We start from the raw sequence: 14985 nt of genomic DNA on the forward strand, positions 1-14985 counted from the left end.
TAAGCCGCTGCTCCTGCTAGCGGTCCCAGTCGCCGACCGCCGCCTGCCATAGCGTCAGCGCGGCGATGGCGGCGGTGTCGGCCCGAAGGATGCGCGGACCCAGCGACACGGCGGTGGTGAACGGCAGGGCCCGCAGACGGTCCCGCTCCTCCGGCGAGAAGCCGCCCTCGGGGCCGATCAGCACGGCCCAGGGGGCTTCGCCCGCGACCTGAAGCGCCGGACCCGCCGGCACGCCGCCGGTCTCGTCGCAGAACATCAGCCGCCGCCCGGCCTCCCAGCCGTCCAGCAGTTCGGCCAGCTTCACCGGCTCGTCGATCATGGGCGCGTCGACCCGTCCGGTCTGCTCGGCGGCCTCGATGGCGATGGCGTCCAGCCTGTCCATCCGCACATGCTGGGTCTGGGTCCGGTGGGTGACGATCAGGCGGATGCGGCGCACGCCCAGTTCGGTCGCCTTTTCGACGGCGAACTCCAGCGCGCTCTTCTTCACCACGCTGATCAGCAGTTCCACATCGGGGCCGGTCGACTGGGCCCGGACCTGTTCTTCTGCTTTCAGCACGACGCCCTTCTTGAGCACTTCGGCGATCACGCAGCGCCACTCCCCGTCGTGGCCGTTGAACACCAGCAGGCTGTCGCCGATCTTCAGCCGCATGACCTGGGTCAGGTAACGCGACTGGTCGAGCGTCGGCATGACGGCGGCGTCGGACGACAGGGGCTGGGGAACGTGAAGGCGGATCATTCTCCCAACCTCTCCTTGAGCAGTTCGATGGCGATCGTGAAGGCCGCGATCCTGCGCGTGAGCAAGGTGTGCTGGGCCGTGCCGGGCTTGAGGTTCACCAGCGCCTTTTCGCATTTGGCGAGGGTCGACCCGATCGCCCGCAGCGCTTCCCTGAGATCGTGCTCGCTGTGAACGGTCATTGGACCGGTCCCATAGAGCGAACCCTCGGGCCCGTCGACAGCGACCCTACAGCGTCCGCGCAATCAGCAGCTTCATGATCTCGTTCGTGCCGCCGTAGATCCGCTGGACGCGGGCGTCCTTGTACAGCTGGGCGATCGGATATTCGTTCATATAGCCGTAGCCGCCGTGCAGCTGCAGCATCTCGTCGATGACCTCGCCCTGGATGTCGGTGACCCAGTATTTGGCCATCGAGGCTGTCGCGGCGTCCAGCTTGCCCTGCAGATGCAGGCCCAGGCAGTGATCGACGAAGACCTTGGCGACCGTCAGTTTCGTCTTCACCTCGGCCAGTTTGAACTGGGTGTTCTGGAAGTCGATCACCCGCTTCCCGAACGCCTTGCGCTCCTTGACGTAGGCCAGCGTCTCCCGCAGCCCGCGCTCGGCCGCGGCCACGCCCTGGACGGCGATGTTCAACCGTTCCTGCGGCAGCTGCTGCATCAGCTGGATGAAGCCCTGGCCCTCGCCGCCGCCGATGATGTTCTCGCCCGGGACCTTCACGTCGTTGAAGAACAGCTCGGAGGTGTCATTGGCCTCCATGCCGATCTTGTGCAGGTTCCGCCCGCGCTCGAAGCCCTCGGCCCCGTCGGTCTCGACCACGATCAGCGAGGTGCCCTTGGCCCCCTCGGCCGGGTCGGTCTTGGCCACGACGATGATGAAATTGGCCAGCTGGCCGTTGGTGATGAAGGTCTTCGACCCGTTCACCACATACTGGTCGCCGGTCTTGATGGCGGTGGTCTTGATCCCTTGAAGGTCGGACCCGGCCCCCGGCTCGGTCATGGCGATGGCGCCGACCAGTTCGCCCGACTGCAGGCGAGGCAGCCAGCGCGCCTTCTGCTCCTCGGTGCCGTAATGCCAGATGTAGGGCATGACGATCGCATTGTGCAGCGAGATGCCGAAGTGATCCGCCCCCTTCCAGCCCAGCTGGCGCATCAGCACCACCTCATGCCGGTAGTCGCCGCCCATGCCGCCGTCCGCCTCGGGCATCGACAACCCCAGCAGCCCCGCCTCGCCGGCGTCGTTCCACAGCTGGCGCGGCACCGAGGAGGCGGCGATCCACTGCTGGAATTTCTCCGGCGGCGCATGCTCATCGATCCATTTGCCGACGCTGTCGGAGAAGAGGACGATCTCCTCCTCCTGCATGAAATCGGGCTCGGGGACGTTGAGGACGTTCATGGGCTCGCTCCGTCGTCTTGAGAGCCCTCCCCCCTGGAGGGGGAAGGGTTGGGATGGGGGTGGAGGCGCCGGCCTCGACGACGGTGTCTCGCGACCGCGACGGACCAGGGCGGACAGCGGCTCATCGGAACCACCTCCACCCCCAACCCCGGCCCTTCCCCCTCCAGGGGGAAGGGAGCAGAATTCTAGAACGCCTCCGCCGGCATCTGCATCAGCACCTCGGCGCCGGTCTTCAGCTTGGTCAGATGCGCCCCCGTATCCGGCAGGATGCGCTCGACGAAATAGCGGCCGGTCATCAGCTTGGTGGCGTAGAACGGATCGGTCGACCCCTCATCCACCTTGGCCTGCGCCGCCTTGGCCATCTGGGCCCACATATAGGCCAGGGCCGTCAGGCCGAAGATGTGCAGATAGTCGGTGCTCGCCGCGCCGGCGTTGTCCGGGTTCTGCATGCCGTTCTGCATCAGCCACATGGTGCCTTCCTGCAGCTTCTTCTTGGCGTCGGCCAGGCCGTCGACGAAGGGCTTGATCGGGCCCTCGGCGCCGTTCTCGGACACGAAGGCGTCGATGTCGGCGAACCAGCTCATGATCGCCCGACCGCCGTTGGCCGGCAGTTTGCGCCCCACCAGATCCAGCGCCTGGATGCCGTTGGCGCCCTCGTAGATCATGGTGATCCGCGCATCGCGCAGATACTGGCTGGCCGGGAAATGTTCGGTGTAGCCGCTGCCGCCATGCACCTGCATGGCCAGGCTGGCGACGTGGAAGCCCTTGTCGGTCAGATAGGCCTTCAGCACCGGGGTGATCAGACCCATGTAGTCGCGGGCCTTCTGCGCCTCGGCCTCGTCGTTCGAATGCTGCAGGTCGGCCTGCAGGGCGGTCCACAGGGTGAAGGCCTGGCCGCCCTCGACGAAGGCCTTGGCCTCCAGCAGCATCCGCCGCACGTCCGGGTGGACCATGATGGAGTCGGCGGGGCCTTCCGGGTTCTTCGCCCCGGTCAGCGAACGGCCCTGCAGGCGGTCATGGGCGAACTCGACGGCGGCCTGATAGGCGGCGGCGCCGATGGACAGGCCTTGGAGGCCGGTGCCGAGGCGGGCCTCGTTCATCATGACGAACATCGCCGCCATGCCCTTGTTCTCGGTCCCGACCAGCCAGCCCTTGGCGCCGTCATAGGCCATGACGCAGGTGGCGTTGCCGTGGATGCCCATCTTGTGCTCGAGGCCGGCGCAGGCTGCGCCCTCGTTGCGCTCGCCCAGCGAGCCGTCCTCGTTGACGAAGACCTTGGGCACCACGAACAGGCTGATGCCCTTGATCCCCGCCGGCGCCCCCTCGATCCGGGCCAGCACCAGATGGATGATGTTGTCGGTGAAGTCGTGCTCGCCCGAGCTGATCCAGATCTTCTGGCCGGTGATGTTGTAGCTGCCGTCGCCATTGGGCACGGCCTTGGTGCGGATCAGGCCCAGGTCCGTGCCGCACTGCGGCTCGGTCAGGTTCATGGTCCCGCCCCATTCGCCGGTCGCCATCTTCGGCAGGTACATGGCCTTCTGCTCTTCCGAGCCGTTGGCGTTCAGACCCCAGTAGGCGCCGGCCGTCAGGCCCGGATACATCGAGAAGGCGGCGCTGGCCGCGGCCGTCATCTGGCCGAACGCCATGGCCACGACCGAGGGCATGCCCTGGCCGCCGTGCTCGGGCAGGGCCGACAGGGCGGGCCAGCCGGCCTCGACCATGGCCTTGTAGGCTTCCTTCCAGCCGGTCGGGCCGGTGACCTTGCCGTCGACCCATTTGCAGCCTTCCTGATCGCCGACGCGGTTCAGGGGGGCGATGACCTCCTCGGCGAATTTGGCGCCTTCCTCGAGGATCTGGCCGACCAGGTCCGACGACACGTCGGCGAACCCGGGCTGGTTGGAATAGCGGTCGATCTCCAGCACCTCGTCCAGAATGAACGTCAGGTCGCGGACAGGCGCCTTGTAAGCCATGGGATTACGCTCTCGCTTTGAAGGGCTGGTGGTGGGGATCGGGATTGAGCCGGGCCTTCAGCAGGTCGGCGTATTCCTCGGCGCCCGGGAGCAGGTCCGGGCGATATTCGCCCAGCTTCCGTTCCATCACGGCGCAGGCTTCCTCGGCCGTCTCGATGGCGGCGTCGAGGTCTTCGCGCTGCTGTTTCAGCGCGGCGATCTGTGTCCGGTGGCGGCGCAGGGCGACGGCCATCTGGTGGGCGTTGTGATTGTCGTGGTCGTAGAGGTCCAGCATCTCCTGGATCTCCAGCAGGCTGAAGCCGATGCGCCGTCCGCGCAGGATCAGCTTCAGCCGGGCCCGGTCGCGGGCGTCATAGACGCGCGTCTGACCCTTGCGGGCCGGGGTCAGCAGGCCCTTGTCCTCATAGAAACGCAGGGCCCGCGCCGTCGCCCCGAACTCGCGGCACAGCTGGCGGATCGAATAGGTGCGATGGTCATCGGCGGTCGCCATGCTGTCGTCATAACTTGACGTGCACGTAAAGGGAAGCCTTTAGCTCCGTATGGCTCGCAAACATGCCAACCCGGGCAGCGCCACGGACAAGCGCGATCTGCCGCAGAAGACGTGCATCGTCTGCGGCAGGCCGTTCTCATGGCGCCGCAAATGGGCGCGCGACCGGGACGGCGCGAAGGTGTGCTCGAACCGTTGCCGGGCCGCCGGGACCTAGGCTTGGCGAACTTCCCGCGCCCGATACCACAGCACGGGGGCGGTCATCGCGATCAGGATCAGGTTGGTCACGGCCGGACCGACATCCCCGCCGACGGCGTGCAGTCCCAGCATGACGACTTCCAGCGCCAGCAGGCCCGAGGCGGCCATGACCAGAAGCGGGCGACCCTGCTTCCACGACACCAGCGGGGCCAGAACCAGAAGGGCCAGGAGGATTTCCGCCAGGCCGAGCCCGCGCACCATGTTCGGCGCGACCAGCGCCGGCCAACGCATCAGGTCGACCAGATTGGCCATCGGCTCGGTGAGCTTGGCATAGCCAGCGCCGATGAAGAACATCACGAGCCAGCCCTGCAGGGTCCACAGGGTCAGGTTGCGATAGCTTGCGTTCAGGCGCGAACGGGCGGGGGAGAGGGTCTGAGAAGTCATTTTTCTGACGCCGGGGAGGGCGCTCTTGTGATTGGCAACAGTGGCGATGTCGGATCGCATGAGCCATTCCGCAAGGGTGCGAAGCGTGACCGTAACCATCCGTGACCGCCTTCTGCGTGAGCTACGGGGCCGAAGCGTGGCCGTATGCATAAATCTTTGTAATGCGAACGGCGTTGCAGCGGAGTTAAGGTCAGGCCTGCGGCGGGCGGCCTTCACGGACGGGTTGGGCATCGGGGCGGCTCACAGGCGGGCGAACCGGCTGACATCCGGCCCCGTCTTCCTACGCCCGCCCTGCCGCCACCCTGCTGTCAGCAGCCGCCAGGCCCCACGCCTCGCCCGCTTCGCGAACGCGTTCGATCTTTGTTTTCAGTGCCCCCCAGTCGTTGTCATCGTCGATCGCCGTCCAGATTGCCTCGACCTCGTCGATCAGCATTTCCTCGGGTTCAGGACGGGCGAAGACGGGATGCTCCAGCCGTTGGGGTCGGTCCGGCTCATGCTCGAACAGGGCGAAGCGGAAGGCGTCGAACGCCTCGCCCTGGTACAGCTTGCCGCGCAGTCCGCCCAAGGCTCTCGCGGACGAGGCGAAGCCGCCGAACCAGTCGAAGAACAGCGGCTCCCAGCGCAGCCCTTCGGCGCCTTCACGCAGCAGCGCCAGGGTCGTGTCCAGCAGCCGTTGGTCAGCCGCCTCGCCGACGCTCAGCACGCCCAGCCGGGCCAGGAAGGCCGCGCGCAGCTCGCGGATATAGGCCGGGCCGAAACCGTTCAGCGCCTCGGTCAACGGCCCGGCGTCGGTGACCGGCTTCAACGCTCCGCCCAGCTGGGTCAGAGCCCAGAACACCGCCTCCGGCTGGCGGGCGAAGGCGTACAGCCCGGTCTGGTCGAAATAGGCGGCCGTGAAGCCGGGTTCGTAATACGGCAGGAAACGCCACGGGCCGTAGTCGAAGCTCTCGCCGGTGACGTTCAGATTGTCGGTGTTCAGCACTCCGTGCACGAAGCCGGCGGCGATCCATCGCGCCGTCAGCCGGGCCGAGGCCTCGACCACGGCGCGCAGAAAACCGGGGACGTCGCCCGGCGCGACCTCGGGGTGATAGGCGGCCCGCGCATGCTCGACCAGGGTCTCGACCATGTCCTGGCGGCCCAGATACGCCGCCCGCTGAAAGGTGCCGAAGCGGATATGGCTGTGCGAAAGCCGCACCAGCACCGCTGACCGGGTCGGCGACGGCTCGTCGCTGCGCTGCAGGGGCTCGCCCGTCTCGATCAGGCTGAACGCGCGGCTGGTGGGAACGCCGAGCGCCTCCAGCATTTCTGCGGCCAGAACCTCGCGCATTCCGCCCTTCAGCGTCAGTCGCCCGTCCGCGCCGCGCGACCACGGCGTCTGGCCCGAGCCCTTGGTTCCGAGGTCCAGCAATCGTCCCCGGTCGTCCCGCAACTGCGCCGCCAGGAACCCCCGGCCATCGCCGAGGTCGGGGTTGTAGGTGCGGAACTGGTGACCGTGATAGCGCATCGCGATCGGACCGGGCTGGCCGGGCAGGGGCTCGAACCGGCCGAAATGCGCGATCCATTCGGCATCGGTCAGGGAGTCCAGCCCGACGCTCGCGGCGGCCCGGTCGTTGCGGACCCGCAGAATGGCCTCCGGAAAGTCAGCCGCCCTGACGGCGTCGCCGTAGTCCTCGCCCAGATTGAAAAAGCGGGGATCGGGGCAATAGGCGGGTGAGATCGGCATAAAAGTGCAGATGCGGTCTTCATACTCCGGGCGCAACGGTTGAATGTGCGCGGTCTGCCTCTATTGTGTGCGGCAGAGATCAGGCCGCCGCGGGCGGTCAGGCTGGCGTCCCGACGAGGATGAATCCGGTCCGGCGCCCGTCGATAACCTGGCGTCACGACTGACCTTTCTGATCCGGAGGCCGCCGTGGCGCGTAAACTCACTCTCGAATTCCTCAAGACCGAGGCTGGCTCAGGCGCGGTGCTGGGGTTCGCGGCTCTGTCCGCACTCGTGGTCGCCAACTCGCCGTGGTCGACGTCCTATTTCGGCTGGCTCAAGAGCGAGCACGTCCTGCAGCTCGGCCCGCTGGTCCTGAAGATGTCGATCTCGGAATGGATCAAGGAAGGGCTGATGGCGGTCTTCTTCCTCGTGGTCGGGCTGGAGATCAAATACGAGATTCTGCGCGGCGATCTCAGCGATCCGCGCAAACTGGCCACGCCGGTTCTGGCTGCGGCGGGGGGCATGATCGCCCCGGCCCTGGTCTATCTGGCGTTCTCGAGCCTGATGGGCGGGCCGCACGGCGGCTGGCCGATCCCCCTGGCCACCGATATCGCCTTCGCCCTCGCTGTTTTCGCCGTGATGGCGCGGCGGCTGCCCTCGTCGCTGCGGGTCTTCCTGCTGACCCTGGCCATCGTCGATGACCTCGGCGCCATCGCCCTGATCGCCGCGCTCTTTTCCAGCGGGGTCAGCCTGCAGCCGCTCGCCGCGATCGTCGCGGTTCTGGTTGTCGGCTTCTTCGTGGCCCGAAATCGCAAGATTCCGGCGCCCTTCTGGGTCCTCGGCTTCGGCGCGGTCTGGTATCTGACGGTGCTGGCCGGGCTGTCGACCTCGCTGACCGCGGTCGCCTTCGCCGCCATCGTGCCGGTCGTCGACCGCCGTTGCGACGGACAGAGTCCGTTGCAGGAGGCCATGCATGACCTGCACCCCTATGTGGCCTTCCTGGTCCTGCCGCTGTTCGCCTTCGCCAAGGCCGGCGTCAGCTTCGCCGGCCTGTCGCTGGACCAGATGCTGGCTCCGCTGGTGCTGGGCATCGCGCTCGGCCTGTTCATCGGCAAGCAGGTCGGGGTGCTGGGCGCGGCCTGGCTCGCCTCGGCCTTCCGGATCGGCTCCAAACCGACGGGCGCGACCTGGCTGGAAGTCTACGGGGTCAGCCTGCTGTGCGGCGTAGGCTTCACCATGAGCCTGTTCATCGGCGCCCTGGCGTTCCCGGGCGCCATCGACTCGCCGGAACAGGTCGAGGTCAAGTTGGGCGTGCTGCTGGGGTCGCTGCTATCCGCGATCGCCGGCGGCGCGGTGCTGGCGGTGGCCTCGCGACGACGCAAGATTTTGGCCGAGCAGGCGCCGGATACTGCCTCGGTCTAGGCGAATATTGACCTAGGGTCATCGATTTCTGTCGCTTTTGCGTCACAGTCATGCTTGCGCTATGGCGGAAACAGGGCCGTGAGCTGTCGCGCTGCTTGTCGCTGAGTCCGGCTTGGATTACCCCGGATGCTGGACTTTCCGCGCTCCACAGAAGGGCGCGGGCCAGGGATCAGGAAACGCCGCGGTCGCCGTCCTTGACGGGGTCCCGGCCCATGTCGGGGAGCGACCATGCGCCTTACCAACCTTCTTCGCACAACCGTGTCGGCCGCCGTCGTGGGCGCCTGCGCCTTCGGTATCGCCGGCGCCGCCTCGGCCCAGCAGGCGCCGCAGGAGCAGCCCACCACGATCGACGACATTATCGTCACCGCCCAGAAGCGCGAGCAGAACCTGCAGGACGTGCCGATCGTGGTCACCAGCCTGTCGCAGGAAGTGCTGCAGGACGCCGGCGTGCGCGACATCAAGGACCTGCAAATCCTGACCCCCGGCATGACGGTCACCTCGACCTCGTCGGAGGCCTCGACCACCGCCCGCATCCGCGGCGTCGGCACGGTCGGCGACAACCCCGGCCTGGAAAGCTCGGTCGGCGTGGTCATCGACGGCGTCTATCGTTCGCGCAACTCGGTCGGCTTCGGCGACCTGGGCGAACTGGCCCGCATCGAGGTCCTGAAGGGCCCGCAGGGCACGCTGTTCGGCAAGAACACCTCGGCCGGCGTCATCAACATCATCACGGAAGCCCCCTCGTTCACGCCAGGCTTCAACGCCGAACTGACCGCCGGCAACTACGGCCAGATGGGCGCTTCCGGGTCCGTCACCGGCCCGATCAGCGACACCCTCGCCTTCCGCCTGTACGCCGGCCGCCGTGTCCGCAACGGCTTCATGAACGTCGACACCGGCGACGGCCCGCGTCCGGAGACCACCGACGGCAACCAGGATTTCGGCACCGTCCGCGGCCAGCTGCTGTGGCTGCCGAACGACAATGTCTCCATCCGCATGATCGCCGACTATTCGTCGCGCGACGAGTTCTGCTGCATCGGCACCCAGATCCGCACAGGACCCACCTATCCGTTCGTTGACGGTCTCTCGAACGGCACGGGCCAGCGTCCGCCGGCCGCCGGCTTCGGCGCCCTGCCATTCTCGCGCACCGGCTTCGCCAATCGTGCGGACGGCCAGGAAGTCGAGGACAAGGGCGTCTCGATCGAGGCCAACATCGACATGCCGACCTTCCTCGGCGGGTCGACCCTGACCTCGGTCACCTCGCTCCGTCGCTGGACCTCCAGCCTCGGCCAGGACATCGACTATACGGGCGCGGATCTGCTGTATCGCGTCCAGGACGGCGACTACGGCTATGAGGTCGACAACCTGACCCAGGAATTCCGCCTGGCCGGGTCGAACGACCGCCTCGACTGGCTGGTCGGCCTGTTCGCCACCAAGGAAGATATCGGCCGGACGGACAGCTACTACTTCGGCGCCGACTATACGCCCTATCTGTCGTTCGTTCTCAGCGCGGCCCTGAACCGCGCCAATCCGGCCCTTCCCATCAGCCCCAACGACATCGGCTGCTTCACGCGGACGGCGCAGACGGCGCCGGGTCTGGGCGCCTGCCTGGGCACCGGCGGCGCCGTCAGCGGCGGCGGCATCGGCTTCGTGGTCGGACAGGGCGTCGAGGACCAGTACGACCAGCAGTCCGAGTCGATCGCCCTCTTCACCAACAACAGCTGGCACGTGACCGAGGCCTTCGACATCACTCTTGGCCTTCGCTACACCATGGATGACAAGAGCCTGGTGGCGCAGCAGCGCAACGTGAACGGCAACGGCAATACGTGTAACGCCGCCCTGGCCAACGCCGGAGCCATCGGCGCGGTGCTCGGCGCCTCGGCCCCGACCATCCTCGGCAACATCTGCCTCCCGTGGGCCAACTCGGCCTTCACCAACCGCAACATCTCCGAAAGCTTCGACGACGGGGAACTGAGCGGAACGGTCAAGGCGTCCTACCGCCTGAACCCGTCGATCCTGGCCTATGTGTCCTACGCCCGCGGCTACAAGAGCTTCGGCTACAACCTGGATCGCGTGCAGAGCGGCATCACCCCGACCGCCTCGCTGCTGTTCCCGTCGGAAGTGGTCGACAGCTACGAAGCCGGCGTGAAGATGACGCTGCTGAGCCGCACCCTGCTGCTGAACGCCACCTACTTCGACCAGACGTTCGAGGACTTCCAGCTCAACACCTTCCTCGGCACCGCCTTCGTCGTGGAATCGATCCCCGAACTGACCTCGCGCGGCGTCGACGCCGACATGGTCTGGTTCACCCCGATCGAGGGCCTGAGCTTCCAGGGCGGCGTCACCTGGACCGACGCCAACTACGGAAACTTCACCGCCGCCGATCTGACGACGCCGGGCAACTTCCCGCAGCTCTCCCTGCTGCCGGGAGCCCGCGCCTCGTTCGCGCCGGAATGGTCGGCCACCGGCTCGGTCAACTTCGAACGTAACATGGGGAACGGCCTGCGCGCCGGCTTCAGCCTCGCCGCCAAATACATGGGCGACTACAACACCGGCTCGGACCTGCTGCCCTACAAGCTGCAGGAAGCCTTCACCACGGTGAACGGCCGCATCATGGTCGGCACCGAGGACGAGCGCTGGACGGCCGAGTTCTGGGTCCAGAACCTGACCGACGAGGAATACATCCAGGTCGCCTACAACGCTCCGCTGCAAGGCTCGGCGTTCCAGACGACGGTGCAGCCGAACGGCACCTACTACAACCCGGCGCTGGACACCCAGACTTACGACGCCTTCCTGGGCCAGCCCCGCACCTACGGCGCGACCTTGCGCTTCAAATACTAGCCGCCCCGCCGCAGGGCGGGACGACCAGCCGGCCGGGGGAAACCCCGGCCGGTTTTGTTTTGGGGGCGGGTCCGTTGGGCCGTTATGGCCGGGAAGCGGGGCCCGAAGGGACCCGCGCCGCTACAGAAACAGAGCCATTGGAATATCGGCCTGACAAGACCCGTCGGAGAGCCGGAAACGCCGTTCGAAGCGGCCTTCCTGGCGGAAGCCGACGCGTTCGTAGAGGCGGATCGCATGCGTCAGGCCTTCCCTGACGACGAGTTCCACCCGCTCGATCCTCGGCGTCAGGGTCGCCGCGTTCGCAAGCAGTTCCGAAAACAACCTGTGGCCTGTGCCCCGGCCTTGCGATGCGGGGTCAACCGCGACGGTCAAATCCCAAAGCACATGCTGGAACTGCACGGAGGGCATGCGGCTCGCCTTTATGAGACCGACCAGCCGCGCCCCCTCCCAGGCGCCGATCGCAAGGCCGCCGTCCAGCGCGCTTGTGAGGGCCTGCTCCATCCATGGAAGCTCCATCTCGTCGGGCAGCCGACCAAGGCCGCCCTCGGCCCGGCGCATGAGGGCGAGAGCCGCGGGCGCGTCGGCCAGGCTCAACGGGCGAAGGGAGATGTGGGCCATCTGGTTCCTGGACTAATCCGCTTCTGCGACGGATCGGAAGCGGGCGGATGATCGCGCCCGCTTCCCAACCCTTCCTCGGCCCGCCCTATTTCGCCGGAGGCGCGACCGGCTCCGGCCGCACCGGCGCATGGCGCTGGCCCGCGAACATCTTGCTCATGCGGCGGGCGAAGAAGCCGGCGATGTCGTCGATGATGGTGAAGATGGGCGGAATGAACAGCAGCGACAGGAAGGTCGAGGAGATCAGCCCGCCGACCACGGCGATGGCCATGGGTTGGCGGAATTCCACGTCCGCGCCCCAGCCGACCGCCACCGGCATCATGCCGGCGCCCATGGCGAAGGTGGTCATCAGGATGGGCCGCGCCCGCTTGTGGGCGGCGTCCATGATGGCGTCCCAGCGCTTCATCCCGTCCTTCTCGGCCATGACGATATAGTCGACCAGCAGGATGGAGTTCTTGGCCGCGATCCCCATCAGCATCAGCACCCCGATCAGCGACGAGATCGAGAAGCTGGACCCGCCGATCACCAGCGCCACGAAGGCGCCGCCGATGGCCAGGGGCAGGGAGGCCATGATGGTGATGGGATAGGCGAAGCTGCGGAACAGCAACACCAGCACAGCATACATCAGCAGGATCCCGGTCAGGAAGGCGACGGCGAAGCCGGTGATCATCTCCTGGATGAACTCGGCGTCCCCGGCCGGCACCTGACGCACGCCGGCCGGCAGGTTGACGACGCCGGGCAGCTTCTTGACCGCGGCGTCGGCTTCGCCAGAACGGATGCCGTCCAGTTCGGCGGTGATCGAGGCGATCCGCGATCGGTCCTGACGCAGCACCTGCGACGGGCCCGAACCGAACTGGATGTCGGCCACGGCGCTCAGCGGCACGGCGCCGCCGCTGTCGGTCGGGACGCGCAGGGTTTCCAGCACCGACAGATCCTCGCGCGCCGCCTCTGACAGCTGCAGGCGGATGGGCACCTGACGGTCGCCCAGATTGTATTTGGGCAGGTTCTGGGCGACGTCGCCGATGGTGGCGACGCGGATGGTCTGGGAGATGTCGCCGGTCGAGACCCCCATCAGGGCGGCCTGATCCGGGCGCGGCGTGACGAGGATTTCCGGCCGCGCGATCGAGGCGGTGTTGACCACATTGGCCAGCCCTGGAACCGAGCGCATCTCGGCCTCGATCTGGCGCGCCGCGGCCTGCAGCGCCGCCGGATTGTCGCTCAGAATTGCGAAGGTGTAGCTGGTCCCGTCGGACGGTCCGCCGCCTTGGTTGCCGGTCCCGGCGCCGATCCGGGCTCCGGGGATGGCCTTCCAGCCGTCCACCATCTGGCGCGCGAAATCCTGCTGACTCAGCTCGCGCTCGCCCTTGTCGACCATGTCGGCATAGACATTGGCCTGATTGACGTCCTGACCTCCGACTGAAGCGTAGACCGAGGTGACCTCGGGCCGCTGACGCAGGTCGCGGGTGACCTGCTGCACGATGGCGTCGGTCTGACGCAAGGTGGCCCCGGGCGGCAGCTCCACCGAGAAGGCGGCGCGCGACTGGTCGCCCGAGGGCGAGAATTCGAACGGCACCTTGGTGGCCAGATACCCGCAGCCGACGAACAGCACGGTGCCCAGGGCGAACACCTTCCAGCGGTTGGCCAGCGACCAGCGCAGGGACTTCAGATAGGTCCCCATCCAGAACGGATCGGCGTCCTCGTGCTTCTGGTGCTTCAGCAGATAGGCGGCCATCAGCGGCGTCAGGGTCCGCGCCACGACCAGAGAGAAGGCGACGGAGACGCAGGCGGCCAGGGCGAAGGCCTTGAAGAACTGGCCGATGATGCCCGGCATGAAGCCGACCGGCGCGAACACAGCCAGAATGGTGGCGGTGGTGGCCACGACGGCCAGACCGATCTCGTCCGCCGCCTCCATCGAGGCGTGATACGGCGACTTCCCGTCCCGCATGTGCCGGACGATATTCTCGATCTCCACGATGGCGTCATCGACCAGGATGCCGACCGTCAGCGACAGGGCCAGCAGGGTGACCACGTTCAGCGACTGGTCCAGCGGCCCCAGGATGGCGAAGGCGGGGATCAGCGACAACGGCATGGCCGTGGCCGTGATGAAGGTCGCGCGCCAGTCCCTGAGGAAGATGAACACCACGATGACCGCCAGACCGGCGCCCAGCAGCAGGGCCTCGATCGAGGCGAGGTAGCTTTCCTCGATGTACTCGACGCTGGACGTGACCTTTTCGATGGTCAGTTCGGGGTGGGCCTCGTCGATCTCGGCCACGCGTTCGCGGACCTTTTCGGCGACCTTGACCTCCGAGGCGCTGCGCGAGCGCAGGAAGTTGAAGGTGACGGCCTCCTGGCCATTGTAGCGGGCCAGACGGCGCGGCTCGCTCCAGTGGTCCTCGACCGTGCCCAGATCGCCGAGACGGGCGGAACGGCCGCCGGGGAGGGGGATCAGCGTCTCGCGCAGCTGCTCGATCGAGCCGGCGGCGCCGAGGGTGCGGATCGACCGCTCGGAGCCCGAGATCGTCACCCGGCCGCCGGGCAGGTCGTTGTTGACCGAGGTCAGCGCCTGGCTGACCGAGGCCGCGGTCAGGCCGAACGAGGCCAGGCGGTCCGGATCGAGTTCGACGCGGATTTCCCGGTCGACCCCGCCCGAGCGGTTGACCTCGCCGACGCCGCTGATGGACAGCAGCGAGCGGCTGACCTCGTTGTCGATGAACCAGCTGATCTCTTCCGGCGTCATGGTCGAGGAGCGGACCACCCAGGTGATCAGGGCGTCGCCGGTGATGTCGATGCGCTGGACGCTGGGCTCCTGCATGTCCTGCGGCAGGTCGGCGCGCAGGCCGCTCATGGCGTTGCGGACGTCGTTGGTGGCGCGCTCGGTGTCGGTGCCCAGCTCGAATTCGATGGTCGTCTGGGATGAACCGTCCAGCACCTGGGAGTTGATGTGGCGCACGCCCGGCAAGCCGGCCAGCGAGTCCTCGATCAGCCGGGTGACCTGGACTTCCATCTCGCTGGGCGCGGCGCCGGGCCGGCCCGCATAGACGCTGATCAGCGGGAAATCGATGTCGGGGTTGTTGTTGATCCGCATCCCCATGAAGCCGTTGACGCCCGCGAGCGTCAGCAGCACGAACATGAGGATGATCGGGATCGGATTCTTGATCGACCAGGACGAGATGTTTTTCATCGTCCG

12 protein-coding genes are annotated in these 14985 nt (G+C 67.1%); 3 read left to right on the plus strand and 9 right to left on the minus strand.

Going from position 1 to position 14985, the window contains the following annotated elements; translation table 11 throughout:
- Positions 1-16 precede the first annotated feature (16 nt).
- The 5 genes from PSV23_RS16560 to PSV23_RS16580 all read right to left on the minus strand — a co-directional run bounded on the left by PSV23_RS16560 (position 17) and on the right by PSV23_RS16580 (position 4585).
- A complete protein-coding gene (locus PSV23_RS16560) occupies positions 17-736 on the minus strand; it encodes a 16S rRNA (uracil(1498)-N(3))-methyltransferase (protein ID WP_300471250.1) in 720 nt (239 codons plus the stop codon).
- Positions 733-915, minus strand: coding sequence for a hypothetical protein (locus tag PSV23_RS16565; protein WP_300471252.1), 183 nt, complete (start codon positions 913-915; stop codon positions 733-735). The genes PSV23_RS16560 and PSV23_RS16565 overlap by 4 nt, the downstream gene beginning before the upstream one ends.
- 46 nt (positions 916-961) lie before the next feature.
- A complete protein-coding gene (locus tag PSV23_RS16570) occupies positions 962-2125 on the minus strand; it encodes an acyl-CoA dehydrogenase family protein (RefSeq protein ID WP_300471254.1) in 1164 nt (387 codons plus the stop codon).
- Between the two features lie 185 nt (positions 2126-2310).
- Positions 2311-4095, minus strand: a complete 1785-nt coding sequence (locus PSV23_RS16575; RefSeq protein ID WP_300471257.1) for an acyl-CoA dehydrogenase C-terminal domain-containing protein — start codon at positions 4093-4095, stop codon at positions 2311-2313.
- A gap of 4 nt (positions 4096-4099) precedes the next feature.
- On the minus strand, positions 4100-4585 hold the full coding sequence (locus tag PSV23_RS16580; protein WP_300471259.1) for a MerR family DNA-binding transcriptional regulator: 486 nt from the start codon (positions 4583-4585) through the stop codon (positions 4100-4102).
- Between the two features lie 49 nt (positions 4586-4634).
- Between PSV23_RS16580 and PSV23_RS16585 the strand changes: the two genes are divergently transcribed.
- On the plus strand, positions 4635-4799 hold the full coding sequence (locus PSV23_RS16585; protein ID WP_300471262.1) for a DUF2256 domain-containing protein: 165 nt from the start codon (positions 4635-4637) through the stop codon (positions 4797-4799).
- On the opposite strand, the gene PSV23_RS16590 is transcribed toward PSV23_RS16585, so the two are convergent.
- Complete coding sequence (locus PSV23_RS16590) at positions 4796-5224, minus strand: DoxX family protein (protein WP_300471264.1); 429 nt, start codon at positions 5222-5224, stop codon at positions 4796-4798. The two genes, PSV23_RS16585 and PSV23_RS16590, sit on opposite strands and share 4 nt — an antisense overlap.
- 280 nt (positions 5225-5504) lie before the next feature.
- Complete coding sequence (locus tag PSV23_RS16595; protein ID WP_300471267.1) at positions 5505-6947, minus strand: protein adenylyltransferase SelO family protein; 1443 nt, start codon at positions 6945-6947, stop codon at positions 5505-5507.
- Between the two features lie 186 nt (positions 6948-7133).
- Between PSV23_RS16595 and nhaA the strand changes: the two genes are divergently transcribed.
- Complete coding sequence (gene nhaA, locus PSV23_RS16600; RefSeq protein ID WP_300471270.1) at positions 7134-8348, plus strand: Na+/H+ antiporter NhaA; 1215 nt, start codon at positions 7134-7136, stop codon at positions 8346-8348.
- Positions 8349-8576: 228 nt separating this feature from the next.
- Entirely contained in the window at positions 8577-11183 is a 2607-nt protein-coding gene (locus PSV23_RS16605) for a TonB-dependent receptor (protein ID WP_300471272.1), read from the plus strand.
- Between the two features lie 120 nt (positions 11184-11303).
- Here the strand turns inward: PSV23_RS16605 and PSV23_RS16610 are convergent, their stop codons facing one another.
- Together PSV23_RS16610 and PSV23_RS16615 are read right to left on the minus strand one after the other, a co-directional pair.
- Entirely contained in the window at positions 11304-11801 is a 498-nt protein-coding gene (locus PSV23_RS16610; RefSeq protein WP_300471274.1) for an N-acetyltransferase, read from the minus strand.
- A gap of 85 nt (positions 11802-11886) precedes the next feature.
- Positions 11887-14979 (minus strand): efflux RND transporter permease subunit, encoded by a 3093-nt coding sequence (locus PSV23_RS16615; protein ID WP_300471277.1) that lies wholly within the window; start codon positions 14977-14979, stop codon positions 11887-11889.
- Between the last annotated feature and the right edge of the window lie 6 nt (positions 14980-14985).

It is taken from the genome of Brevundimonas sp., assembly GCF_029946145.1.
Taxonomy (GTDB): domain Bacteria; phylum Pseudomonadota; class Alphaproteobacteria; order Caulobacterales; family Caulobacteraceae; genus Brevundimonas.